The sequence below is a fragment of the Fusobacterium sp. JB019 genome, from assembly GCA_030673965.1.
Classification (GTDB): Bacteria; Fusobacteriota; Fusobacteriia; order Fusobacteriales; family Fusobacteriaceae; genus Fusobacterium_B.
On sequence record JAUTCN010000018.1, the window covers coordinates 59,202 to 83,303 of the forward strand.

The 24,102-nt window shown below is 27.9% G+C and carries 22 protein-coding genes; 20 read left to right on the forward strand and 2 right to left on the reverse strand.

The window, feature by feature from the left end:
* Position 1: 1 nt before the first annotated feature.
* The 11 genes from glpK (at position 2) to Q7K47_09275 (ending at position 12,094) form a co-directional block, all read left to right on the forward strand.
* Positions 2–1,498: a glycerol kinase GlpK gene (gene glpK, locus Q7K47_09225; protein ID MDP0507379.1), complete on the forward strand. Its 1,497-nt coding sequence runs from the start codon at positions 2–4 to the stop codon at positions 1,496–1,498.
* A gap of 91 nt (positions 1,499–1,589) precedes the next feature.
* A complete protein-coding gene (gene dhaK, locus Q7K47_09230; protein MDP0507380.1) occupies positions 1,590–2,585 on the forward strand; it encodes a dihydroxyacetone kinase subunit DhaK in 996 nt (331 codons plus the stop codon).
* Positions 2,586–2,597: 12 nt separating this feature from the next.
* Positions 2,598–3,230 carry a dihydroxyacetone kinase subunit DhaL gene (gene dhaL / locus Q7K47_09235; protein MDP0507381.1) on the forward strand — a complete coding sequence of 211 codons (633 nt, stop codon included), beginning with the start codon at positions 2,598–2,600 and terminating at the stop codon, positions 3,228–3,230.
* Positions 3,227–3,625, forward strand: coding sequence for a dihydroxyacetone kinase phosphoryl donor subunit DhaM (dhaM, locus tag Q7K47_09240; protein ID MDP0507382.1), 399 nt, complete (start codon positions 3,227–3,229; stop codon positions 3,623–3,625). Before dhaL ends, dhaM begins: the two co-directional genes overlap by 4 nt.
* A gap of 148 nt (positions 3,626–3,773) precedes the next feature.
* Entirely contained in the window at positions 3,774–5,210 is a 1,437-nt protein-coding gene (locus tag Q7K47_09245) for an NAD(P)/FAD-dependent oxidoreductase (GenBank protein ID MDP0507383.1), read from the forward strand.
* Positions 5,211–5,223: 13 nt separating this feature from the next.
* Positions 5,224–6,483, forward strand: coding sequence for an FAD-dependent oxidoreductase (locus Q7K47_09250; protein MDP0507384.1), 1,260 nt, complete (start codon positions 5,224–5,226; stop codon positions 6,481–6,483).
* Entirely contained in the window at positions 6,483–6,827 is a 345-nt protein-coding gene (locus Q7K47_09255) for a DUF1667 domain-containing protein (GenBank protein MDP0507385.1), read from the forward strand. The genes Q7K47_09250 and Q7K47_09255 overlap by 1 nt, the downstream gene beginning before the upstream one ends.
* 130 nt (positions 6,828–6,957) lie before the next feature.
* A complete protein-coding gene (gene rapZ, locus Q7K47_09260; protein MDP0507386.1) occupies positions 6,958–7,827 on the forward strand; it encodes an RNase adapter RapZ in 870 nt (289 codons plus the stop codon).
* A complete protein-coding gene (gene uvrC, locus Q7K47_09265) occupies positions 7,818–9,602 on the forward strand; it encodes an excinuclease ABC subunit UvrC (protein MDP0507387.1) in 1,785 nt (594 codons plus the stop codon). The genes rapZ and uvrC overlap by 10 nt, the downstream gene beginning before the upstream one ends.
* Positions 9,603–9,657: 55 nt before the next feature.
* A complete protein-coding gene (locus Q7K47_09270; GenBank protein ID MDP0507388.1) occupies positions 9,658–11,196 on the forward strand; it encodes a SpoIIE family protein phosphatase in 1,539 nt (512 codons plus the stop codon).
* Positions 11,186–12,094 carry a DUF1385 domain-containing protein gene (locus Q7K47_09275; GenBank protein MDP0507389.1) on the forward strand — a complete coding sequence of 303 codons (909 nt, stop codon included), beginning with the start codon at positions 11,186–11,188 and terminating at the stop codon, positions 12,092–12,094. Before Q7K47_09270 ends, Q7K47_09275 begins: the two co-directional genes overlap by 11 nt.
* 47 nt (positions 12,095–12,141) lie before the next feature.
* On the opposite strand, the gene Q7K47_09280 is transcribed toward Q7K47_09275, so the two are convergent.
* Positions 12,142–12,555 (reverse strand): hypothetical protein, encoded by a 414-nt coding sequence (locus Q7K47_09280; protein MDP0507390.1) that lies wholly within the window; start codon positions 12,553–12,555, stop codon positions 12,142–12,144.
* 222 nt (positions 12,556–12,777) lie between these two features.
* Here Q7K47_09280 and trmFO point away from each other — a divergent pair, with 222 nt between their 5' ends.
* The 7 genes from trmFO (at position 12,778) to Q7K47_09315 (ending at position 19,691) form a co-directional block, all read left to right on the forward strand.
* The gene (gene trmFO / locus Q7K47_09285; GenBank protein ID MDP0507391.1) at positions 12,778–14,085 is read left to right on the forward strand and encodes a methylenetetrahydrofolate--tRNA-(uracil(54)-C(5))-methyltransferase (FADH(2)-oxidizing) TrmFO; all 1,308 of its coding nucleotides are present in this window, start codon (positions 12,778–12,780) and stop codon (positions 14,083–14,085) included.
* Positions 14,086–14,117: 32 nt separating this feature from the next.
* Entirely contained in the window at positions 14,118–14,996 is an 879-nt protein-coding gene (locus tag Q7K47_09290; GenBank protein ID MDP0507392.1) for a tyrosine-type recombinase/integrase, read from the forward strand.
* Positions 14,997–15,015: 19 nt separating this feature from the next.
* A complete protein-coding gene (gene hslV / locus Q7K47_09295) occupies positions 15,016–15,549 on the forward strand; it encodes an ATP-dependent protease subunit HslV (GenBank protein ID MDP0507393.1) in 534 nt (177 codons plus the stop codon).
* A 30-nt stretch (positions 15,550–15,579) separates the two neighbouring features.
* Positions 15,580–16,704 carry a ribosome biogenesis GTPase YqeH gene (gene yqeH, locus Q7K47_09300; GenBank protein MDP0507394.1) on the forward strand — a complete coding sequence of 375 codons (1,125 nt, stop codon included), beginning with the start codon at positions 15,580–15,582 and terminating at the stop codon, positions 16,702–16,704.
* 10 nt (positions 16,705–16,714) lie between these two features.
* Positions 16,715–17,200: a hypothetical protein gene (locus Q7K47_09305; GenBank protein MDP0507395.1), complete on the forward strand. Its 486-nt coding sequence runs from the start codon at positions 16,715–16,717 to the stop codon at positions 17,198–17,200.
* Positions 17,201–17,209: 9 nt separating this feature from the next.
* Positions 17,210–18,607, forward strand: a complete 1,398-nt coding sequence (locus Q7K47_09310; protein ID MDP0507396.1) for an FAD-binding protein — start codon at positions 17,210–17,212, stop codon at positions 18,605–18,607.
* Positions 18,608–18,734: 127 nt separating this feature from the next.
* The gene (locus tag Q7K47_09315) at positions 18,735–19,691 is read left to right on the forward strand and encodes an L-lactate dehydrogenase (protein MDP0507397.1); all 957 of its coding nucleotides are present in this window, start codon (positions 18,735–18,737) and stop codon (positions 19,689–19,691) included.
* Positions 19,692–19,782: 91 nt separating this feature from the next.
* On the opposite strand, the gene Q7K47_09320 is transcribed toward Q7K47_09315, so the two are convergent.
* Positions 19,783–20,844: a branched-chain amino acid aminotransferase gene (locus tag Q7K47_09320; GenBank protein MDP0507398.1), complete on the reverse strand. Its 1,062-nt coding sequence runs from the start codon at positions 20,842–20,844 to the stop codon at positions 19,783–19,785.
* Positions 20,845–21,333: 489 nt separating this feature from the next.
* Here Q7K47_09320 and Q7K47_09325 point away from each other — a divergent pair, with 489 nt between their 5' ends.
* Both Q7K47_09325 and ade read left to right on the forward strand, forming a co-directional pair.
* A complete protein-coding gene (locus tag Q7K47_09325; GenBank protein ID MDP0507399.1) occupies positions 21,334–22,311 on the forward strand; it encodes a P1 family peptidase in 978 nt (325 codons plus the stop codon).
* Positions 22,312–22,319: 8 nt separating this feature from the next.
* Positions 22,320–24,083 (forward strand): adenine deaminase, encoded by a 1,764-nt coding sequence (ade, locus tag Q7K47_09330; protein ID MDP0507400.1) that lies wholly within the window; start codon positions 22,320–22,322, stop codon positions 24,081–24,083.
* Positions 24,084–24,102: the final 19 nt, after the last annotated feature.

Sequence of the window (24,102 nt, forward strand, 5' to 3'; positions counted from 1 at the left end):
TATGAAATATATTGTAGCTTTAGATCAAGGGACAACATCTTCAAGAGCAATAATTTTTGATGAAAATCAAAATATGGTTGGGGTAGCTCAAAAAGAATTTGCTCAGATATATCCAAAAGAAGGTTGGGTAGAACATGATCCTATGGAAATTTGGTCTAGTCAAAGTGGAGTGCTTGCAGAAGTGATAGCAAGAACAGGGATTTCTCAACATGATATTATAGGATTAGGAATTACCAATCAAAGAGAAACTACAATAGTTTGGGATAAAAATACAGGAGAACCTATATATAATGCAATAGTTTGGCAATGTAGAAGAACTGCTGGAATTTGTGATAAGTTAAGAAAAAAACAAGGAATAGTAGAGTATATTAAAGAAAATACTGGATTAGTATTGGATGCTTATTTTTCAGGGACAAAGATTAAATGGATATTAGATAATGTTGAAGGAGCTAGAGAAAAAGCAGAAAAAGGTGATTTATTATTTGGAAATGTTGATTGTTGGTTAATATGGAAACTTACAAATGGAAAAGTTCATGCAACTGATTATACAAATGCTTCAAGAACTATGATTTATAATATTAAAGAATTAAAATGGGATGAAAAATTACTTGAAGAATTAGGAATTCCAAAATCAATGCTTCCAGAAGTAAAAGATTCTTCAGGGACATTTGGATATGCTAATTTAGGAGGAAAAGGCGGACATAGAGTTCCTATAGCAGGTGTAGCTGGAGACCAACAAGCAGCATTATTTGGTCAAGCTTGTTTTGAAAAAGGAGAAGCAAAAAATACATATGGAACAGGATGTTTCTTACTTATGAATACAGGTGAAGAAATGGTTCAAAGTAAAAATGGATTGTTAACTACAATAGCTATTGGATTAGATGGAAAAGTTCAATATGCTCTTGAAGGAAGTATTTTCGTAGGTGGGGCTAGTGTTCAGTGGTTAAGGGATGAATTACAGCTTGTTAATGAATCTAGAGATACAGAATATTTTGCTAGAAAAGTAAAAGATAGTGCAGGAGTATATGTAGTTCCAGCTTTTGTAGGGTTAGGAGCTCCTTATTGGGATATGTATGCAAGAGGAGCAATAGTAGGACTTACTCGTGGAGCAAATAAAAATCATATAATTAGAGCTACACTAGAGTCCATAGCTTATCAAACAAGAGATGTATTAGAAGCAATGCAAGAAGATTCTGGAATTGAATTAAATGGACTAAGAGTAGATGGTGGAGCAGCAGCTAATAATTTCTTAATGGAATTTCAATCTGATATATTAGGTAAGACAGTAAGAAGACCTACAGTTTTAGAAACTACAGCTTTAGGAGCTGCTTATTTAGCAGGGCTAGCAGTTGGTGTTTGGGAAACTAAAGAAGAAATTAGAGAAAATTGGGTATTAGATAAAGAATTTTCACCAGTTATGGATAAGGATTTAAGAGGGAAAAAATATAATGGTTGGAAAAAAGCTGTAAAAAGATCTATGGATTGGGAAGAAGAATAAAAAATAGAAAAAATTTAAATATAAAATAATATTAGGCTAGGTAAAGCGGCACTTTTCTTTATCTAGCCAAAATTTCTAAACAGGAGGATTTATGAAAAAAATATTAAATAACGTGGATAATATAGTTGATGAAATGTTAAGTGGAATGATAGATGCTCATGGAAATTTATTAGATAGGGTAGATGGAAGAAATATAATTATAAGAAGAAATAAAAAAATAGATAAAGTAGCTTTAATAAGTGGAGGAGGAAGTGGACATGAGCCAGCTCATGCAGGTTATGTAGGAAGAGGAATGCTTGATGCAGCAGTTTGTGGACAAATTTTTTCTTCTCCAGGAGCAGATGAGGTTTATGATGCAATAAAAGCAGTTGCTACGGATGCAGGAGTTTTATTGATAATAAAAAACTATAGTGGAGATGTAATGAATTTTGAAATGGCAGCAGAATTAGCAGCAGCAGATGGGATAAAAGTAGATAAGATAGTAGTTAATGATGATGTAGCAGTTGAAGGTAGTACTTATACAGTTGGAAGAAGAGGAATAGCAGGGACTGTTTTCGTTCATAAAATAGTTGGAGCAGCAGCAGAGAAAGGTTATTCTTTAGAAGAATTAAGAAAACTAGGAGAAAAAGTTATAGATAATGTAAAAACTATGGGGATGTCTTTAGAACCTTGTTTTGTACCTACAACAGGAAGAAAAAGTTTTGATATTGCAAATGATGAAGTAGAAATAGGATTAGGAATTCATGGGGAACCAGGAACTCATAGAGAAAAAATAAAAAGTGCAGAAATTCACGTTAAACAACTTTTAGATGAAATATTTAAACATTCAAACGCTAAAACAGATGATGAAGTAGCAGTTATGGTTAATGGATTAGGGGCTACCACATTAATAGAATTATATATTGCTAATAAAACAGTCAAAGAATTTTTAGATGAAAGAGAAATAAATATTTATAAAACTTTAGTAGGAAATTTTATGACTTCTATAGATATGGAAGGCTTTTCAATAAGCATATTGAAATTAGATGAAGAAATGAAAGAATTATTAGATGCTCAAAGTGATACTGTTGGGATGAAAAATCTATAAAAAGGGGATAATATGCAAAAAATAATTATAGAACTGATAAATAGAATTGCAGAAGTAATAAACACTAATAAAGATTATTTAACAGATTTAGATAGAACAATTGGTGATGGAGATCATGGAGTTAATTTAAATAGAGGCTTTTCTAAAATAAAGGAAGATGCAGGAGGATATTCTAATTTAAGTGATAGCGAAATATCTAATAAAATAGCAATGACTTTAATATCTAATGTTGGTGGAGCTTCAGGAGCTCTTTATGGTACTGCATTTATGAAAATGGCTATATTTTTGAAAGGGAAAGAAAATATTTCAAAAAATGATATACCTGATATTATCAGTGTAGGAATAGAAGGTATTAAAATGAGAGGGAAATCTGATGTTCAAGAAAAAACAATGTTAGATACTTTGGTTCCATTTTCTAATTATTTGAAAAAAAATATTCAAAAGGAAGAAAAATTAAATATAATTTTTTCAGAAGCTTTGATTAAAGCTAAGGAAGGTCGAGATTCAACTATTGATATGTTAGCTAAAAAAGGAAGAGCGAGTTATTTAAAGGAAAGAAGTATAGGACATTTAGACCCAGGAGCAGCATCTTCTTATTTAATATTAGAAACTATAACAGATGTATTGCGAGGTAAAGATATATGATAGGTATAGTAGTAGTATCTCATAATAAAAAATTAGGAGATGAAATAATCGAACTTTGTAAAGAAATGCAAAATAAAGAATTTAAGCTATTAAATGGTGGAGGAATGGAAGAAGGAAGATTTGGTTCTAATCCTTTAGTTATAAAAACAGCTATAGAAGAAGCTTATGAAAAAGATGGAGTTTTAATTTTTTGTGATTTAGGAAGTTCAATATTAAATTCAGAAATGGCTATAGAGTTTATAGAAGGAGAGGAGTATAATAAAGAACTAATAAAAATAGCAGATGCTCCTATAGTTGAAGGAGCTATTTTAGCAGTTTCAATGAATGATGAAAATATAAAAATAGAAAATATTGAAAAAGAATTGGAGGACCTAAAAGCTTTTAAAAAAGTTTAAAAACTAATTGACAAAATATCCTAAATAAGAGATAATTAAGTGTAAAAATAATATTGACTAGAGATCAAAGAGAGTCAAACAAAGGAAAGGGATATTACCCTCTTTTCTTTGTTTGACTATTTTTTTTTAAGAGTTCAGGGAGGTAAAAATGTTAGACGTGTTAGTAATAGGTGCTGGAATAATGGGGGCATCAGTTTCAAGAGAACTATCAAAGTATAATTTAAACGTTGCTGTATTAGAAAAAGAAAATGATGTATCTAATGGAACAACAAAAGCAAATTCAGCAATAGTCCATGCAGGTTATGATGCAAAAGAAGGATCTTTAATGGCAAAATATAATGTTGCAGGATGTGGAATGTATGAAGAATTAAGTAAGGAAGTAGATGCTCCTTATAGAAATATAGGTTCATACGTTATGGCTTTTTCAGAAGAAGAAAGAAAACATGTTGAAACTTTATATAAAAGAGGACTAGCTAATGGTGTTCCCGGTATGAAAATTATGGAAAAAGATGAAATATTAGCAAAAGAACCCAATATAAATAAAAATATAGTATGCGCTTTATGGGCACCATCTGCAGGAGTAACAGGACCATATGAATTTTGTATAAAATTATTTGAAAATGCAGCAGAAAATGGTGTAGACGTAATACTTAATGCTGAAGTTAAAAATATAGAAAAAAGAAACGGAAATTATAATGTAGTATTAAAAGATGGAAGAGAATATGAAACTAAAACTGTTATAAATGCAGCAGGAGTTTATGCTGATAAGATCAATGATATGGTTAGCAAAGAACATTTTGATATTCATCCAAGAATAGGAGAATATTATATTCTTGATAAAGTTCAAACACATTTAACAAATAGTGTTATATTTCAATGCCCTACAGAAATGGGAAAAGGAGTGTTAGTTGCACAAACAGTTCATGGAAATATAATAGTTGGACCAACTGCTCATGATGTTGAAGATAGAGATTGTGTAGCAAGTACGCAAGAAGGATTAGATGACATAAAAAGACAAGCAGAAAAAAGCATAAAAAATATAAACTATAGAGATAATATTAGAAACTTTACAGGAATAAGGGCAGAACCTAGTACAGGAGATTTTATAATAGGAGAAGCAAAAGATGCTGAAGGTTTCTTTAATATAGCTGGAACAAAGTCACCAGGACTTTCATCTGCTCCAGCAATAGGTAAAGATGTAGCTGAAATGGTTGCTGAAAAATTAAATGCTACTAAAAAAGAAAATTTTAAAAAGAATAAAAAACAAGTTCATTTCATGGAATTATCACAAGAAGAAAAAGCAGAAATGATAAAAAAAGACCCTAGATACGGAAGAATTATTTGTAGATGTGAAAGTATAACTGAAGGTGAGATAGTAGATGTTATTCATAGAAAAGTTGGAGCTCACACAGTTGACGGAGTTAAAAAAAGATGTAGACCTGGAACAGGAAGATGTCAAGGTGGTTTCTGTGGTCCAAGAGTTCAAGAGATACTAGCAAGAGAACTTGGGAAAGAGTTAAACGAAGTAGTTCAAGATAAAAAAGGTTCATACATTTTAACAAATGAGACTAAAGAAGTTAAATAGGGAGGGTCAGGAAATGAAATATGATTTAGTTGTAGTTGGTGGAGGACCAGCAGGTTTAGCTGCCGCAGTTGAAGCGAAAAAAAATGGAATAGAAAGTATACTAGTAATAGAAAGAGATAAAGAATTAGGTGGAATATTACAGCAATGTATTCATAATGGATTTGGACTTCATGAGTTTAAAGAACAATTGACAGGACCTGAGTATGCAGGAAGATTTATAAAACAATTAGAAGAAATGAATATAGAATTTAAATTAGATACAATGGTATTAGATGTAACTCCAGAAAAACAGATTCATGCAATAAATACAAAAGATGGATATATGTTAATAGATGCTAAAGCAATAGTTCTTGCTATGGGATGTAGAGAAAGAACTAGAGGAGCGATATCTATCCCAGGAGAAAGACCAGCTGGAATATTTACAGCAGGAACAGCTCAAAGATATGTAAATATGGAAGGATATATGGTAGGTAAAAAAGTACTTATTTTAGGGTCTGGAGATATTGGGCTTATAATGGCTAGAAGAATGACATTAGAAGGAGCAAAAGTAGAAGCAGTAGTAGAACTTATGCCTTTTTCTGGAGGATTAGCAAGAAACATAGCTCAATGTTTAAATGATTATGACATACCTTTATATTTATCACATACAATTATAGATATAAAAGGAAAAGATAGATTAGAGAGTGTAACTATAGCTGAAGTTGATGAAAATAGAAAACCAATTTCTGGAACTGAAAGGACATATGAAGTAGATACATTATTACTATCAGTTGGGCTTATACCAGAAAATGATATTTCAAGAGCAACTGGTATAGAGATAGATGGAAGAACAAATGGAGCAGTAGTAAATGAAATGATGCAAACTAATATTGATGGAATTTTCGCTTGTGGAAATGTTTTACATGTTCATGATTTAGTTGATTTCGTAAGTGCTGAAGCTAGAAAAGCAGGAGTTGCTGCATCAAAATATATAAAAGGAACAGTTTCAGAGGGAGAATATAAAGAAATCAAAAATGGATTTGGAATAGGATATACAGTTCCTCAAAAATTTAGAATGAATAATATAGATAAATCTCTAGAAGTATTTATGAGAGTTAGAAATATTTATCATGATATGAAACTTGAAGTTAAAGATGGGGAAAATGTAGTTATGAGTATAAAAAAACCTCATGTAGCTCCAGGGGAAATGGAAAAAATAATGATACCTAAAGTTATTTTAGAAAAAATTCAAGGAAATGAAATAACTGTTGAATTAGTTAGAGGTGATAAATAATGAAAAAAGAAATGATATGTATAGTTTGTCCAATGGGATGTCATTTATCTATTGATACAGATACTTTAGAAGTAACTGGAAATAATTGTCCAAGAGGGGAAGAATATGCTAAAGAAGAGTTAACAGCTCCAAAAAGAGTTATTACTTCAACTGTTAAAATAAAAGGAGGAATTCATAAAAGAGTTCCAGTTAAAACTGATGGAGCTATTCCAAAAGATTTTAATTTTAAATGTATGAGAGAATTAGATAAAATAGAGCTAGTATCACCAGTTAAGGTTGGAGACGTAATAATTGAAAATCTTTTAGGAACTGGTATAAATGTAGTAATTTGTAGAGATATGTAAAAACAATTACATATAAATGAAACAATCGCCCAAAAAACCACAGAATTTATTCTGTGGTTTTTTCTTTGAAAATTTAGTATAATTAAAATAATAGGTATATTTTAGTTATATTGAAAATAAGGAGTTTATCATGAAAGTAATAATTGTAACAGGATTAAGTGGAGCAGGGAAAACTACAGCATTACACGCTTTAGAAGATAAAGGCTATTTTACTATGGACAATACATTATGTAGAATTGCAATTTTTCTTTTGCAAAATATAGATAAAGGTGAAACAGAATTAAATATAGATAAATTAGCTTTGGGAATAGATAATAGAGCAATTTCTTCTAATAAAGAGTTTACTTTATTACTTCAATGTCTTGAGAGTATAGCAGTAGATTATGAAATTTTATTTTTAACTGCATCAAATGAAACGATACTAAATAGATATAGTTTAACAAGAAGAAGACATCCTTTTGGAGCTTCAACTTTATTACAAAGTATCAAAGAAGAAAGAAAAATAATGACTAATGTTAGAGAAAAATCAACATTTATTTTAGATACTTCTGATATGAAAGCCAAAGAATTAGCAAAAATGATTGGGGAGATAGGGAAGATAAATAAAAAACAACAAATAAGTATTCATATTAGATCTTTTGGTTTTAAATATGGAGTACCAATGGATACAGATTTAGTTTATGATGTAAGAATGCTTCCTAATCCTTATTACCTAGAAGAACTAAGAGATAAAACAGGCAATGATAAAGAAGTTTCAGACTATGTGATGAAGTATAAGGAATCTAAAGAATTATATTCGAAAATATTAGATATGGTTGAATTCTTACTTCCTCTTTATATAAAAGATAATAAACATCATTTAACTATTGGGATAGGATGCAGTGGAGGTCAGCATAGATCAGTAACTTTTGTAAATAAATTATCTAAAGATTTATCATTTAATAAAATAGGGAAAATATATGTAAGTCACAGAGAAGAGGAAAATAATCATTGGAAATAAAAAAATATAATATTCCTGAATTACCAGGTGTATATTTAATGAAAAAAAGTAATAAGGTAATTTATGTTGGAAAGGCTAAAAATTTAAAAAAAAGAGTTTATTCCTATTTTATTTCAGAGCAAAAAAGTGAAAAGACTAAAAAATTAGTTGAAAATATAGATGATATAGAAACTATTATTTGTAATAGTGAGATAGATGCATTTATTTTAGAAAATAATTTAATTAAAAAATATTTTCCTAAATATAATATTCAATTAAAAGATGAAAAAACTTATCCGTATATAAAGATTTCAAAAGAAAAGTTTCCAAAAATATCAATAATTAGGACAACTAAATTATTAAATAGAAAAAATGGAGATTATTTTGGCCCTTATCCAAGTGGAGCTTGGAAATTAAAAGATACTATTGCAAAATTATTTAAAATAAGAGATTGTAATAGAAATATGAATAAAAAATTTACAAGGCCTTGTTTAAAATATTATATGAAATTTTGCAGTGGCCCTTGTGTATACAAGGATATTGAGAAAGAATACAATGAAAATATTTCATTAGCAAAAGAAATATTAAAAGGAAAAGGTAAAAAGATAATAAAAGAATTAGAGTTATTAATGAAAATAGCTTCTGAGAAGATGGAGTTTGAAAAAGCAATAATTTATAGAGAACAAAAAAAAGAAATAGAAAATGCAGTAAATAATCAAATTTCCCAATATGGAGAGGGTTTAGATGAAGATGCATTTTGTATAGTTAAAGATGGCAATAAAATATTTGCTTGTATATTAAATATGAGAGAGGGTAAGATTTTAGGAAAAAGTTCAATTAATTTAAATTTAGAGAACAAAATAGAAGATAATATATTTGAAAATATAGTAAGAGAATACTATATAAAACATCCTATTCCAAATAATATTATATTTCAATATGAATATAAAGAGAATAAGGAATTAATTGAAGAGTGGTTAAAAATAAGAAAAAAAAGAAAAGTAAATTTAAGCTTTCCAGTGCGAAGTGGAAGAAGAAAAGAAGTGTTGAATATGGCTTATTTAAATTTAAATAAAGACATATTGAATTATTATCAGAAAAAAAGTGTCTTAGAAGAGTCGATGTTAAAATTATATAAAGTATTAAAATTAAAAAAATATCCACGTAAAATAGAGTGTTTTGATATTTCAAATATCCAAGGAAAAGATGCAGTAGCATCAATGAGTGTAACAATTGAAGGGAAAAGCTCTAAAAAAGATTACAGAAAATATAAGATTAAATCAAAAGATACTCCTGATGATTTTCAAATGATGAAAGAAGTTATAATTAGAAGATATTCAAAGTTAAAACTTGAAGAATTTCCAGATATAATATTAATTGATGGTGGACTAGGACAAATAAATTCAGCTGGAGAGGTTTTAAAATCAATAAATAGAGATGAAATATCAGACTTGCTAAGTATTGCTAAAAAAGAAGAATTAATTTATAAATATGGAGAGAAAGAACCGTATAAATTTTCTCAATCAGATGAAGCTTTAAAAATATTAATAAGATCCAGAGATGAAGCTCATAGATTTGGTATAACTTATCATAGAAAACTTAGAAGAAAAAGAATTATAAAAAGTCAATTAGACGATATAGAGGGAATTGGAGAAAAAAGAAGAAATGAATTATTAAAGTATTTTGGATCTGTAGAAAATATAAAAAGGTCAACTATTGAAGAAGTATCTAAAGTTGTTTCTTTAAAAATTGCAGAAAAAATTTTAAAAAAATTAAAAAAGCTAGATAATAACTAGAAATATTTGGTATAATATGTTTTAAGGTTATAAAATTAAATTTGGAGGATTTTTAATGGCAATATATTTAACTATATTAATTTTAATAGGGATATTTATTTTTCTTTTAAAAAATCAAGAAAAAGAAAGTATTCTTACGATTGAAAAGATATTAAAAAGTTTAAAGGATAAAAAATTCTATGATAAAATACCTCAAGAACTAAAAGAACAATATATAGAAACTTTAAAGAAGATTATAAAACAAGATTTAGAACTAGACAATTCTTTAGAAGAATTAAGAGAATATAGAAAAGAGTTAGAAGTTACTTACAATTCTTTATTAGAAAAATCTAAAAAATTAGAATATAGTAATCAAATATTGGAAACAAGAGTTACTAATCTTTCAAATATAAATGCTTTATCAAGAACAGTTTTATCTATAATAGAATTAGAACATATTATAAACATAATTTTGGATGCTTATTTTGTGTTAACAGGTGCAAAAAAAGTATCATTATATTTATGGGAAGATGGAAAACTAACAAATAAGCAAATAAGAGGAGACATTGATTTTAAAGGTGAGGTAGCCTACTCACTAGAAATTTTAAAAAAATTCACTTATCAAGACTATAAAAAAGTTTATGAAGATTTAAAAAAAGGGTTTACTTTAGAAAAGGATGAGATTGTAGTAATATCTCCTCTTTTAGTTAAAGGAAAAGAATTTGGGGTTATTTATATAATAGAGGATAAAAATAAATTTACTGATAGTGATGAAGAAACAATTTCGGCATTAACTATTCAGGTAGCGATAGCAATTAATAATGCTAAAATTTATGCGGATTTAAGAATTAAGGAAAGAATTTCTCAAGAGTTAGAAGTGGCTTCAAGAATTCAACAAAAAATCTTACCTAAAAATATAAAAGAAATATATGGACTTAGAATAGCAAATCATTTTAATCCTGCTAAAGAGGTTGGGGGAGATTATTATGATTATAATATTTTAGATAAAGAAAATTTTTCTATAACTATTGCAGATGTAAGTGGAAAGGGTGTTCCTGCAGCATTTTTAATGGCTTTAGGAAGATCTATATTAAAGACATTAGAAATTCAACATATAAATCCTTCTGAAAATATGGGGAAATTGAATAGGATTATTTATCCAGATATAACAGAAGATATGTTTATAACTATGATGCATACAAACTTTAATTATAAAACTAAAATATTGACATATTCAAATGCAGGTCATACACCTCTTATGGTATATAAAGCAAAAAAAGATAGAGTAGAGTTAGTTACAGTGAAAGGTGTTGCAATAGGATTCTTGTCAGAATATAAATATAGACAAGGGGAATTAAAACTTGATAAAGGAGATATTGTTGTTTATTATACTGATGGAATAACAGAGGCTGAAAATCCAAATAAAGAATTATTTGGTTTTGAAAGATTAAAGGAAGTTGTTTATAATAATAAAGAAAATGATGTTGATATTATAAAGAAAAATATATTAAATGAAATAGATATATTTTGTAAAGGATATCAACAAGTTGATGATATAACTTTTGTAGTAATAAAAAATACGGAAGAAGATAAAGGGGAAATAGATGAAAAATAAATGTACTAATGTGGGAGGACAAGCAGTTATTGAAGGGGTTATGATGAGGAATGGCTCTTTACTAGCTACTGCAGTAAGAAAAACAACGGGAGAAATAGTTTATAAAAAAACTTATTTTGCTGAAAATAGAAAAAAATTATCAAAGATTCCATTTGTTAGAGGTGCAGTTCTTTTGTTTGATTCTTTAGTTACAGGAGTGAAAGAATTAACATTTTCAGCTAATGAAAGTGAAGAAAATGAAGAAGAACAAATGACAAATAAAGATGCAATTTTGACAACTATTGTATCTTTAGGATTAGGGATATTATTATTTATAGTATTACCTTCATTATTAGGGAGTTTTGTTTTTAAAGAGAGTAGAGGTTATGCTAATATCTTAGAAGGAATTTTAAGGTTAGTTTTCTTTTTATTATATGTATGGATAATTTCCTTTTCTAAAGATGTAAAAAGAGTTTTTGAATATCACGGGGCAGAACATAAAACAATATATACTTATGAAAATAAATTAGACTTAACTCCAGAAAATGCAAAAGAATTTACTACATTACATCCAAGATGTGGAACAAGTTTTTTACTTATAGTTATGCTTATAGCAATAGTTGTATTTAGTATTATAGATTTTATATTACCTATTCCAACAACATTTTTAGGAAAGATATTATTAAAAGTATTGTTGAGAGTAATTTTAATGCCTTTTATAGCAGGATTATCTTATGAATTTCAAAGGTTTACAAGCAATCATTTGGATAATAAAATAATAAGAGGACTAGCTCTTCCTGGTTTATATCTTCAAAAATTAACAACTAAGGAGCCTGATGAAAAACAATTAGAAGTTGCTATAGTTGCTTTAAAAATAGCTTTAGATGAAGAAGTAGAGAATGCAAGAGAAGTTTTTTAAAAAAATAAAAAAAGACTAAAGGAAAATATCTTTAGTCTTTTTATTTTTTAATCAAATAATTCTTCAAAAGAGAAAACTAATTCTTCTCTTTTTTCTTTAAAGTTTTTAAGCTTTCTAATAGGAAAATCACTTCCATAAAGTTTGATGAAGAAATTTAAAATTTCTTTTTCAAGATTCTTTTTATTTACTTTACGGTCATCATAAAGTAAAGCTCTTTTTTCAACTTTATCTTGAATTTTAATAAGAAGCATTCCTCTTCTAAATCCAACTATTTCAATAGCTCTACATTTATCTTGATAATCATTTTCAAGGTTTTTAGCCTTTCTTTTTTCAGCATTTACTCTTTTGTTTTCAGTTCTTTGTTTAATTGCTCTTTCTTCTAAAATTCTTGTTTGTTTTCTTTTTGCTTTTACAACTGCAAAATCTTTTCCTTTAGGTTTATTTTTACTAATAACTTCCATTTTTTCACCTCTTTAAAATAAAAATATATACAAAAAATAAAAATTAATTGATATATCAAATGTTAGTAATTATATCATAGTTAATGGTTAAAATCAATATAATTAAATAATTCATAGGAAATTTTATTATTAAAAGATTTCCGATAATATGGAAATTATATATAAAATGTAGTATAATTGTTTGTAAAAACAAAAATAAAATTATAGAGGAGAAATATATAAATGATGAAGGAAGTAATTGTTATAGGTGCTGGTTTAGCAGGAAGTGAAGCAGCCTACCAACTTGCAGAAAGAGGAATAAAAGTTAAGTTATATGAGATGAGACCAAAAGAAAGTACGGAAGCACATAAAACAGAATATTTTTCAGAATTAGTATGTAGTAATTCTTTAGGAGGAGATCATTTAGGGAATGCTTCAGGTCTTATGAAAGAAGAATTAAGACGTTTAGGTTCTTTACTTGTAAAAACTGCTGATGAATTTAAAGTTCCTGCAGGTCAAGCTTTAGCAGTTGATAGAACTCTTTTTTCTGAAAAGATAACAAATACCTTAAAAAATCATGAAAATATAGAAATAATAAATGAGGAATTAAAAGAAATTCCAAAAGATAAAATAGTTTTAATTGCTAGTGGACCATTAACTTCTGAAAGTTTATCAGAAAATATAAAAGAATTAACAAAAGATGAACATTTATATTTTTATGATGCAGCAGCTCCTATTGTAACTTTAAGTTCTATAAATCTAGATAAAGTCTATTTTCAATCTCGTTATGATAAGGGAGAAGGAGAATATATAAATTGTCCCATGAATGAGGAAGAGTATAATAAATTTTATGAAAATTTAATAACTGCAGAAAGAGCACCTCTTAAAAAATTTGAAGAAGAAAAACTTTTTGAAGGATGTATGCCAGTTGAAAGAATAGCAAGTAGAGGAATTAAGACCTTATTATTTGGACCACTAAAACCTAAAGGATTAACTAATCCAAGAACAAATTCAAGGGATCATGCAGTTGTTCAATTAAGACAAGATGATAAAGAAGGAAAATTATATAATTTAGTAGGTTTTCAAACTAATTTAAAATGGGGAGAACAAAAAAGAGTTTTTTCAATGATTCCAGGATTAGAAAATGCTGAATTTGTAAGATATGGAGTTATGCATAGAAATACTTTTATAAATTCAACAAAATTATTAAATCCAACTTTGAATTTAAAAGATAATGAAAATATTTATTTTGCTGGACAGATAACAGGGGGAGAAGGTTATGTATGTGCAATGGCTACAGGACTTATGGCAGGAATAAATATATATAATAAAATTATGAATAAAGAAGAGTTTGTATTAGAAGATTTAAGTGCAACAGGTGCTATCATAAAATATATAACAGAAGAAAAAAAGAATTTCCAACCAATAGGACCTAATTTTGGGATGATAAGAGACTTAGAAGGTAAAAGGATAAGAGATAAAAGAGAAAGATATCATACAATTTCTAAAAGAGCATTAGAATATTTAGATGAAAAAATTAAGGGAATGTAAATAGAGTAAAAATAGAAAGGGAGGTTATAATTGTGTTTCAAAAAAATATAAAAAATTTCTTGTTTTATTCAGAATTTACAGAAAATAAAAGTGAAAACACAATAAAATCCTTAAAAAAAGATTTGGAACAATTGGAAGAATATTTGAAAGAAAATGGAGTTGAAAATTTTAAGGAAGTTAATTCTATTGATTTAAGAGGATTTATAGTTAATTTGCAAAAAAACAAAATCTCTAAGAGAAGTATGAGTAGAAAAATATCATCCATTAGAGTTTTTTATAGATATTTAAAAGAAAATAATTTTATTAGTAAAAATCCAGCAGAATTAATAATAGCTCCCAGTTTTCAAGTAGAAATTCCAGAAATTTTATCTATGGAAGAGATAGGGAAGTTAAGAGAGATAATAGATATATCAAAATGTAATGGACTGAGAGATAGATTGATATTAGAATTGTTATTTTCTTCAGGGATAACGCCTATGGAATTAATAATGTTAAGTGAACAAGCAATTAATATAGATAGAAGAGAAGCTGTGGTAAAAAATGGAAAAGAAATAAGAGTAGTGTTTTTTAGTGAGATTACAAGAAAATATTTAGAGTTATATATAGAGGCAAAAAAAATAAAATATAAAGATAAGTATAACAAAAATATAATTTTTGTTAATGGAGCAGGAACAAGATTAAGCGATAGATCTTTAAGAAGGCTGTTAGTTAAATATGGAAAAAAAGCAGAGATAAAAAAAGAAGTAAATCCATTTATATTTAGACATACTTTTGGTTCCTATATGTTATCTCATGGGATGAATATTAACTATTTAAAGGAACTTATGGGACATAAGAATATAGAAACCACAAAGTTGTATCAAGAATTAATAAAAAAACCAACAGTATTTAAAAGTTTAAATATTAACTGAAATTGGAGGAATATTTAATATGGAACAGATGAGAGCAACTACAATAATTTTAGCAAGAAGAGGGAAAAATATTGCTATTGCTGGAGATGGACAAGTAACTTTAGGAGATACAGTTTTTAAATCTAAAGCAAAAAAGATAAAAAAAATAAAAGATTATAATGTTTTAACTGGTTTTGCAGGTGGAGCAGCAGATTCTTTTTCTTTATTTGAGAAATTTGAAAAATATTTAGCTATGTATAAAGGAAATGTTAAAAAAGCTTCTGTTGAACTTGCAAATGAGTGGAGAAATGATAAAGCTTTAAGAAACTTAGATGCTATGTTAATAGTTGCAAGTAAAGAAGATCTTTTAGTTTTATCTGGAAATGGAGATATAATAGAACCTGATGAAGATGTAATAGCCATAGGAAGCGGGGGGAATTATGCTTATTCAGCTGGAATAGCTCTTTTGAAAAATACAGATTTTAGTCCAGAGAAAATAGTTTTAGAATCTTTAAAAATAGCATCGTCAATTTGTATATATACAAATTCAAATATAGTTGTGGAAAAAATTTAAATTTAATAAATTTTATAATTGGAGGAATGAATGTCAAAAAAATGTGTAGGGTGTGGAGTAGAATTACAAAGTGAAGATAAAAATAAAAGTGGTTATCTTCCTAAGAGTGCATTAGAAAATAAAAATAATAAAGGAAAAGATTTATATTGTCAAAGATGTTTTAAAATAAAAAATTATGGTGAATATATTCCTGTAGAAATGACAAGAGAAGATTATAGAAGAGAGGTACATGAAACAATTGAAGATGTAGATTTAGTATTAGCTGTGTTTGATGTAATTGATTTTGAAGGTTCTTTTGATGATGAAATATTGGATATTTTAAGAGAAAAAGAATCTATTGTAGTATTGAATAAAATAGATTTAATTCCTGGAGAAAAACATCCTTCTGAAGTTGCAGATTGGGCAAAATATAGATTAGGTGAAGAAGGAATAGCTCCTCTAGATATAGCTATAGTAAGTAGTAAAAATACTTATGGAATAAGTGGGATATATAAAAAGATAAATCATTTTTTTCCAAAAAGAGCAAAAGTTGCTGTTTTAGGAGTAACTAATGTTGGAAAATCAAGTATTATAAATAGACTTGTTGGACAAAAGATTGCTACTGAATCAAAATATCCAGGTACTACCTTAAAAAGTTCAAAGAAAAAGTTAACTAATGCTAATATAACTTTAATTGATACACCAGGACTTATTCCTGAAGGTAGATTTTCAGATTTAGTATGTGAAAATTGTAACTTAGACATAGTTCCTTCCATGGAAATTTCAAGAAAAACTTATAAAGAAGGAAAAGATAGAGTTATATTTATAGGAGGATTAGTAAAAATTAGAATAATAGGAGATAATGAATTAAAACCTATTTTCTCAGTATATGCTTCAAAAAATGTAAGTTATCATGATACTAATTTAGAAAAAGCAGAAGAGTTAATAGCAAGTAATAGAAGTGATTTATTTTATCCTCCTTGTAAAAGTTGTTTAGATGATTTAAAGAAAGAGGAAATAGTTACTGAAAAATTTGAGATTGAAACAGGTGAAGAAATAGTATTTAAAGGTTTAGCTTGGTTATCAGTTAAAAGAGGACCTTTAAATATAGAAATAACTTATCCTAAAAAAGGGGAAATAATAAGAAGAAAAGCATTTATAAAACCAAAAAGATAGGGTGATTGTTGTGGAGGAGAGAAATAAAATAAAATCTTGGTTAATACAACTATCATTAATAGCGTTAGGAATATTATTTTTAATTATTTATGTGATAATTCCTGGTTCTAAAGATATAAACTATACTAAAAAAGCTGAAAGTGTTGAAAAAAGTTTAAATGAAATAAGAGTTGCTTTAGAAGAATATTACAAAGTTACAGGAAAATATCCAGAACTAACTAAAAAAGGTGCCTATAATAATTTGAAAATATTAGATTATATAGATGAAAAAGGAAATAAGATTTCTTTTGCTAAAATATATAAAAAAAATTCAATAGAGTTTACAGAAGGAACTGATAAATTAGGAAAAAATAATAAAATTTTTGATACGGATGATTTTAAGACAAGAAATGGTTTAGCAGGTTGGAACTATGATTATAGTGGCCAGACTGGAGAAATTCATCCTAATTTACCAAATAATATGTATATGCAAAATATAAACTGGAGTGATCAATAGGAGGATAAAATGAAGTACGATATAATTTTTTTAGGCGGCGGACAGGCAGGAGTTTTTGGAGCCTATGAAGCTATGAAATTAAATCCCAATTTAAAAGTTTTAATTATAGATAAGGGAAGAATGTTAAAAGAAAGAGTATGTCCTAAAGAAAAATTAGGTAAATGTGTAAATTGTCCAACTTGTGCAATAATTTATGGAGTAAGTGGAGCAGGAGCATTTTCAGATTCTAAATTTAATTTAGATTATAAAGTTGGAGGAGATGTACATAAAATAGTAGATAAAGCAATTGTTAATGATACTATTAACTATGTTGTAGATATTTATAGAAAATTTGGTTTTAATGAGGAAGCTACAGGTTTAAAATATAATACAGCAATGGAAGAAATCAAAAGAAAATGTATAGAAAATAGAATTCAGTTAGTAGATACACCTACAATGCATTTAGGTACAGATGGTTCAAGAAAATTATATACAAAATTAATTGATGAACTTTTAGAAAAAGGTGTTGAATTTAAAATAGAGAGAGATATTGAAGAATTAATAATAGAAGAAGGAAAAATTAAAGGGGCTAAGTGTCTATATAAAGGAGAACTTGAAGAATATTATTCTGATAATGTTTTACTTGCAATGGGAAGAAGTGGAGCTCATAAAGTTATGGAAATGAGCCATAAATATGGAGTTGATTGTACTAATGGAGCGATAGATATCGGAGTTAGAGTGGAAATTCCAGATATTATAATGAAAGAAATTAATGAAAATTTTTATGAAGCAAAAATGATATATTATACAAAAACTTATAGAGATAGGATGAGAACTTTTTGTAGTAACCCAAGTGGTTTTATAGCAGCAGAAAAGCATTCTGATAGTATAGTATTAGCAAATGGACATGCATATAAAAATAAAAAATCAAAAAATACAAATTTAGCATTATTATGTACAAAAACATTTACTAAACCATTTGATCAACCTTTTGAATATGCAGAAGCAATTGCAAAAATGTCTTCAATGCTTACAGGAGGAAAATTACTTCTTCAATCTTACGGTGATTTAAAAGAAGGAAGACGTTCAACAGATGAAAAATTAGAAAGATTAAATATAGTTCCAACAACTACAGATTATGTTGCTGGTGACATTTCCTTAGCTTGTCCCAAAAGAATTTTAGACAATATAATGGAATTTATTGAAGCACATGATAAAATTACTCCAGGATTTGCATCTTCAGATTTATTATTATATTTTCCAGAAATTAAATTTAGAAGTACAAGAATGACTTTAAATGAAAATATGATGACAAATATAGAAGGACTTTATGCTGCTGGTGATGGTTCAGGTTATGGAAGTGGGCTTAATATAGCTGCAGTAATGGGAGTATTAGCAGTAAGAGATATGGTAGAAAAGATATCATAATTTAAAAGAGACTTTTTAAAGTCTCTTTTTTTTGTAAATGTAAATAATGTTGACAAATAAGATAATAAAAGTTATTCTATAATGGTATTGGTTGGACCAATACCATTATAGAATAGAGGTGAACTAAATGAAAATAAAATCAAGAAAAGTTATAGTTATAGGGGCAGGACATGTAGGTTCTCATGTTGGATTTTCTTTTGTAACCCAAGGAGCATGTGATGAGTTAGTATATATTGATATAGATGAAAAGAAAGCCCAAGCTCAATCAGAAGATACGGAAGATTCGGTTGTTTATTTACCACATCATGTTAAAGTAAAAGCAGGAGATTATTCTGATGTTGATGATGCAGAAATAATTGTAATTTCAGCAGGACCTTTACCTGATGCAGGAAAAACAAGAATGGAGAGTTTAGGTACAACTTTAGAGTGTTTAGAATCAATAGTACAAGGAATAAAAAATTCTAAATTTTCAGGTATAATAATAAATATTTCTAATCCAGCAGATGTGGTTACAGCTTATTTACAAAAAAGATTAAATTATCCAACTGAGAGAATTTTATCTACAAGCACAACATTAGATTCAGCTAGATTAAGAAAGGCTTTAGCTAGAAATTTAAATATAGATCAAAAATCAATATATGCTTATGTTATGGGGGAGCATGGAGAAAGTCAAATGGTTCCTTGGTCATGTGCTAGTATATTTGGAAAATCATTATTAGATTTAATGAAAGAAAATCCAGATACTTACGGGAAATTAGATTTAAATAAAATAGCAGATGAAGCAAGAGCAGGAGCTTGGGTAGTTATTGATGGAAAGGGTTCCACTGAATTTGGAATAGGAACTTCATGTGTAGAAATTGCAAAAACAATTTTTGCAAATGAAAGAAAAGTTTGTATGATATCAACTTTATTAAAAGGAGAATATGGACAAGAAAATGTTTATGCAAGTGTACCTGCAATTTTAGGAAATGAAGGAGTGATTAAAGTTATAGAATTACCTTTAACAGAAAAAGAATTAATTGAATTTGGTAATTCATGTGAAATAATGAGGAAAAATACAAATAAAGCATTAAATATGAATTAATCATTATTAGGGTTAACCCAACCTGTTGGTTAGACAGGTTGGATTAAGGATGTATGGCTAAACTGCTTCATTTGAAGCAGTTTTTGGCTAATTAAAGTTTTTGAGTCCAATTAAATGGATCTTCAGTTTTTCCCCACTGAATATCAGTAAGGGTATTATAAAGTTTTTGAGTCACTTTTCCAGTTTTAAAATTATTGATGATAACAGTTTCTCCTTTATAGAAAAGTTCTCCAATAGGAGAAATAACTGCAGCAGTTCCAGTTCCAAAAGCTTCTTCTAGTTTACCAGTTCTTCCAGCGTCCATAAGAAAGTCTATTGAAAAATGTTCTTCAGCTACTTCATAACCCCAACTTTTTAAAAGTTTGATACAAGAATCACGAGTAACACCAGGAAGTACAGTTCCATCAATAGGTGAAGTATAAATTTTACCGTCTATTTTAAAAAGAGCGTTCATAGAACCAACCTCTTCTACATATTTCCTTTTTTCTCCATCTAACCAAAGTACTTGAGTATAACCTTTTTCTTGAGCTTGAACTTGAGCAAGCATACTTGCAGCATAATTTCCACCACATTTAGTAAATCCTGTACCACCTTTTGAAGCACGAACTAATTGATCTTCTACGTATATTTTTACTGGATTAACTCCTTCAGGATAATAGTTTCCAACAGGGCAAAGGATTACAATAAATTTGAAATTACCAGCAGCATGAAGTCCAACTGTTTGTTCAGTTGAAAAAATAAATGGACGTATGTATAAAGAAGTTCCTTCAAGATGAGGTATCCAATCTTGTTCAACTTCTAAAAGAGAGTTAATTGCTTCTAAAAAAACATCCTCAGATATTTTAGGAATACATAATCTTTCGCAAGAACTTTGTAATCTTCTAGCATTCATCTCTGGTCTAAAAAGTTGAATATTATTGTCCGGAGTTCTATAAGCTTTCATTCCCTCGAAGACTTCTTGAGCATAATGAAGAACAAAAGAGGCAGGACTTAAAGATAAAGGGCCATAAGGAACTATTTTAGCATTATGCCATCCTTTTTCATTAGTATAATCCATTGTTAACATATGATCAGTAAAATATTTACCAAAGCCTAAGTTGCTTTCATCTGGTTTTGTTTTTAAATTGTTAGATTTTTCAAATTTAATATTCATTGTAAATCCCCCTTGAAGTTATAAAAAAAACACAATCTTAAACAAGATTGTGTAAATGATTAATAAAATTATCAAAATATTTAAATTAAAATATAAATTTAAATATAACTATTTGATAAAGATGGAAAAACATTTATTATCTTGCTGGGCATAATTTTTTTACAAATACGTATAAGAAATATTATTAAGACGCTAAATAATATTAGTGATATTAGTATAAAAATTATGACGTTAAGTAATAGCATATTTTTCCTCCTTCTTAAAATTTTGATTTATTAAAAATAAGTATAAATGAAATTAATGAAAAAAGCAAGTAAAATTTTCAATAATTTTTTTTAGGTGAAGGAATATTTCGTTTAAGTCTTTTAAATAGAGTATATTTTAATTATAAAAGAAATAAAAAATTTAAATTAAGTTAAGAAAAATTTTTTGATATAAAAATAATAAGGTATAATAGTTTTACATAGAAAATTGAAAAGGAGAAGTAAATTGAAAGAGATAAAACTGACTGAAATAAATGGAATAAAAATAGGGAATGCTCAAAATATAGAAGGGGCAACAGGATGTACCGTTATTTTATGTGAAGAAGGAGGGATAGCGGGAGTAGATGTAAGGGGAGGAGCACCAGCTTCTAGAGAAACAGAATTATTAAAATCAGAAAATACTGTGGAAGAGGTGCATGGAATAATATTAAGTGGAGGAAGTGCTTATGGTCTAGATGCAGCAGCAGGAGTAATGGAATATTTAGAAGAAAAAGGAAAAGGTTTTGATGTTAAAGTTGGAGTTGTTCCTATTGTTTGTGGAGCTTCTTTGTTTGATTTAATTATTGGAGATTCTAAATGTAGACCAGATAAAAAAATGGGATATAATGCTTGCTTAAATTCAGAAAAGAATGAAATAAAAGAAGGGAATGTAGGAGCAGGAACAGGGGCAAGTATAGGGAAAATAACTGGAGTAGAAAGAGCAATGAAGGGTGGACTTGGAGTTTATACACTTCAAATTGGAGAATTAAAAGTTGGAGCAGTTGTTGCAGTAAATGCCTTAGGAGATGTTGTTGATATAGATACAAATAAAATAATGGCAGGATTGTTAAATTCAGAAAAAAATGATTTAGCTAGCACAGAAGAAGAACTATATTCTCAATATAGATATTCAGAAAAAAATGTTTTTAATGGAAATACAACGATAGGTTGCATAATCACAAATGCAAAATTAACAAAATCTCAAATGAATAAATTAGCTTCTATTTCCCATAATGGTTATGCTAAAGCTATTTCTCCTGTTCATACTACAGTTGATGGGGATACAATATTTACGTTGTCAACAAATAAAGTAGAAGCTATGCCTGATGCAGTTGGAGTTTTAGCAACTAAAGTTATGAGTAAAGCTATAAATAGAGCAATTTTAAATGCTGAATCAGCCTACAACTTAAAATCAATAAATGATATAAGAAAAAATTTGAAATAGGAGATGAAATGAAAAAAATTGAAAGAAGAAATTTAATAAAAGCCTCTTTAGGGATATTGAAATGTACTTTAAAATTAGAAAATGCAAATTTAATAAATGTTTTTTCTGGTGAAATATATTTAGCTAATGTATATGTTTATGATAATTATATTGTAGATGTGGTAGAAAGTTTAAAGGATACCAATAAAGTAGTTGATAAAGTTATAGATTTAAAAGGAAAATATTTAGCTCCAGGTTTAATAGATTCTCATATGCATATAGAAAGTACCCATTTAACTCCTTATTATTTTGCGCAAGCAGTTCTTCCAAAAGGAACAACTACGGTGATAGCAGATCCTCATGAAATAGTAAATGTTCTAGGAGAAGAGGGACTAGATTATATGCTAGAAGCCTCTAAAAAATTACCAATGAATCAATATTTTTTAATTCCTTCTTGTGTTCCTTCAGTTTTAAATTTAGAAAATTCAGGAGCAACTGTAACTGCAAAAGATGTTGGAAAATGGTTAGATAAAGATAGAATTCTTGGTCTTGGAGAAATTATGGATTTTTTAGGTGTGATAAACTGTGATGAGAGAATGGAAGATATAATAGATATAGCTTATCAAAAAGGAAAATTTTTACAAGGACATGCTCCAGGATTAACTGGTGATAAATTATCAGCTTACTTATGTGGAGGTCCTGTTTCTTGCCATGAAACAAGAGATGGATTTAAAGCTATTGAAAAAATAAGGAAAGGAATAACTGTTGACGCTAGAGAAAGTTCAATGTCTAAAAATATAACTTCAATAGTTGAAAATATAGTATCCAAAGGGTTTAAATCTCCTAGAAATTTAACTCTTTGTACAGATGATAGAGAACCAAAGGATATAATCGAAAATGGACATTTAAATAATTGTTTAAAAGTTGCTGTAAAAGCTGGTTTAGATCCAATTGAAGCAATAAGGGCGGTAACAATAAATGCAGCTTGTGAAGTTAAGATAGAAAAATTAGGAGCTATAGCTCCTGGCTATTTTGCAGATATGGTTGTTTTTGATGATTTAAAAGATTTTAATGTAGAAAAAACATTTTATAGAGGAAAGTTGGTTTCTGAATTTGGGAAGATGAAAGTAGAAATAGAGCAAAAACAATTAGAAATAGAAAAAAGAAATACAGTTTATATTCCTTTAGTTGAAGAAAATCAATTGAAAATAAAGACAGATAAAAAAGAAGGGCTAGTAAAAATAAAAGGCATTTTTTATGAAGATACAAAAAGAACCTTTACAAAATTAAAAGAATTTGAAGTTCCAGTTAAAAATTATTTTGTTGATTTATCTTCTACAGATTTAAATTTCGTGGCAGTGATTAATAGGCATCAAGGAAATAATAATATATCATTAGCGGTAGTTGAAAATTTTAAAATGAAAGAAGGAGGAGTTGGAACAACTTATTCACATGATGCTCATAATATGACAATAGTATATACTAATCCAAAAGATGCAGTAATTATAGCAAATAGATTAAAAAATATTGGTGGTGGAGTAGTTATAGCAGAAAAAGAAAAAATTAAAGATGAAATTAATTTTCCAATTGCGGGCATGCTTTCAAATGAAGATGCTTATAAAACAGGAAATAATATAGAAAGGATTAATAATCTTTTGAGAAAAATGGGTATAGAATGTGATAGTCCTATAACAAGGCCAAGTTCTCTAGCTTTAATAGTGATACCAGAAGTTAAAATAAGTGATTTAGGGATAATTGATGTATTAAATCAAAAAATAATAAAACAAATTTAGAAATAAAAAAAGCCTCATT

Bases quoted from the DNA above. Each gene is read 5' to 3' on its own strand.
- glpK (MDP0507379.1), top strand. From the start codon at position 2: ATGAAATATATTGTAGCTTTAGATCAAGGGACAACATCTTCAAGAGCA.
- dhaK (MDP0507380.1), top strand. From the start codon at position 1,590: ATGAAAAAAATATTAAATAACGTGGATAATATAGTTGATGAAATGTTA.
- dhaL (MDP0507381.1), top strand. From the start codon at position 2,598: ATGCAAAAAATAATTATAGAACTGATAAATAGAATTGCAGAAGTAATA.
- dhaM (MDP0507382.1), top strand. From the start codon at position 3,227: ATGATAGGTATAGTAGTAGTATCTCATAATAAAAAATTAGGAGATGAA.
- Q7K47_09245 (MDP0507383.1), top strand. From the start codon at position 3,774: ATGTTAGACGTGTTAGTAATAGGTGCTGGAATAATGGGGGCATCAGTT.
- Q7K47_09250 (MDP0507384.1), top strand. From the start codon at position 5,224: ATGAAATATGATTTAGTTGTAGTTGGTGGAGGACCAGCAGGTTTAGCT.
- Q7K47_09255 (MDP0507385.1), top strand. From the start codon at position 6,483: ATGAAAAAAGAAATGATATGTATAGTTTGTCCAATGGGATGTCATTTA.
- rapZ (MDP0507386.1), top strand. From the start codon at position 6,958: ATGAAAGTAATAATTGTAACAGGATTAAGTGGAGCAGGGAAAACTACA.
- Q7K47_09270 (MDP0507388.1), top strand. From the start codon at position 9,658: ATGGCAATATATTTAACTATATTAATTTTAATAGGGATATTTATTTTT.
- Q7K47_09275 (MDP0507389.1), top strand. From the start codon at position 11,186: ATGAAAAATAAATGTACTAATGTGGGAGGACAAGCAGTTATTGAAGGG.
- Q7K47_09280 (MDP0507390.1), bottom strand. From the start codon at position 12,555: ATGGAAGTTATTAGTAAAAATAAACCTAAAGGAAAAGATTTTGCAGTT.
- trmFO (MDP0507391.1), top strand. From the start codon at position 12,778: ATGATGAAGGAAGTAATTGTTATAGGTGCTGGTTTAGCAGGAAGTGAA.
- hslV (MDP0507393.1), top strand. From the start codon at position 15,016: ATGGAACAGATGAGAGCAACTACAATAATTTTAGCAAGAAGAGGGAAA.
- yqeH (MDP0507394.1), top strand. From the start codon at position 15,580: ATGTCAAAAAAATGTGTAGGGTGTGGAGTAGAATTACAAAGTGAAGAT.
- Q7K47_09310 (MDP0507396.1), top strand. From the start codon at position 17,210: ATGAAGTACGATATAATTTTTTTAGGCGGCGGACAGGCAGGAGTTTTT.
- Q7K47_09315 (MDP0507397.1), top strand. From the start codon at position 18,735: ATGAAAATAAAATCAAGAAAAGTTATAGTTATAGGGGCAGGACATGTA.
- Q7K47_09320 (MDP0507398.1), bottom strand. From the start codon at position 20,844: ATGAATATTAAATTTGAAAAATCTAACAATTTAAAAACAAAACCAGAT.
- ade (MDP0507400.1), top strand. From the start codon at position 22,320: ATGAAAAAAATTGAAAGAAGAAATTTAATAAAAGCCTCTTTAGGGATA.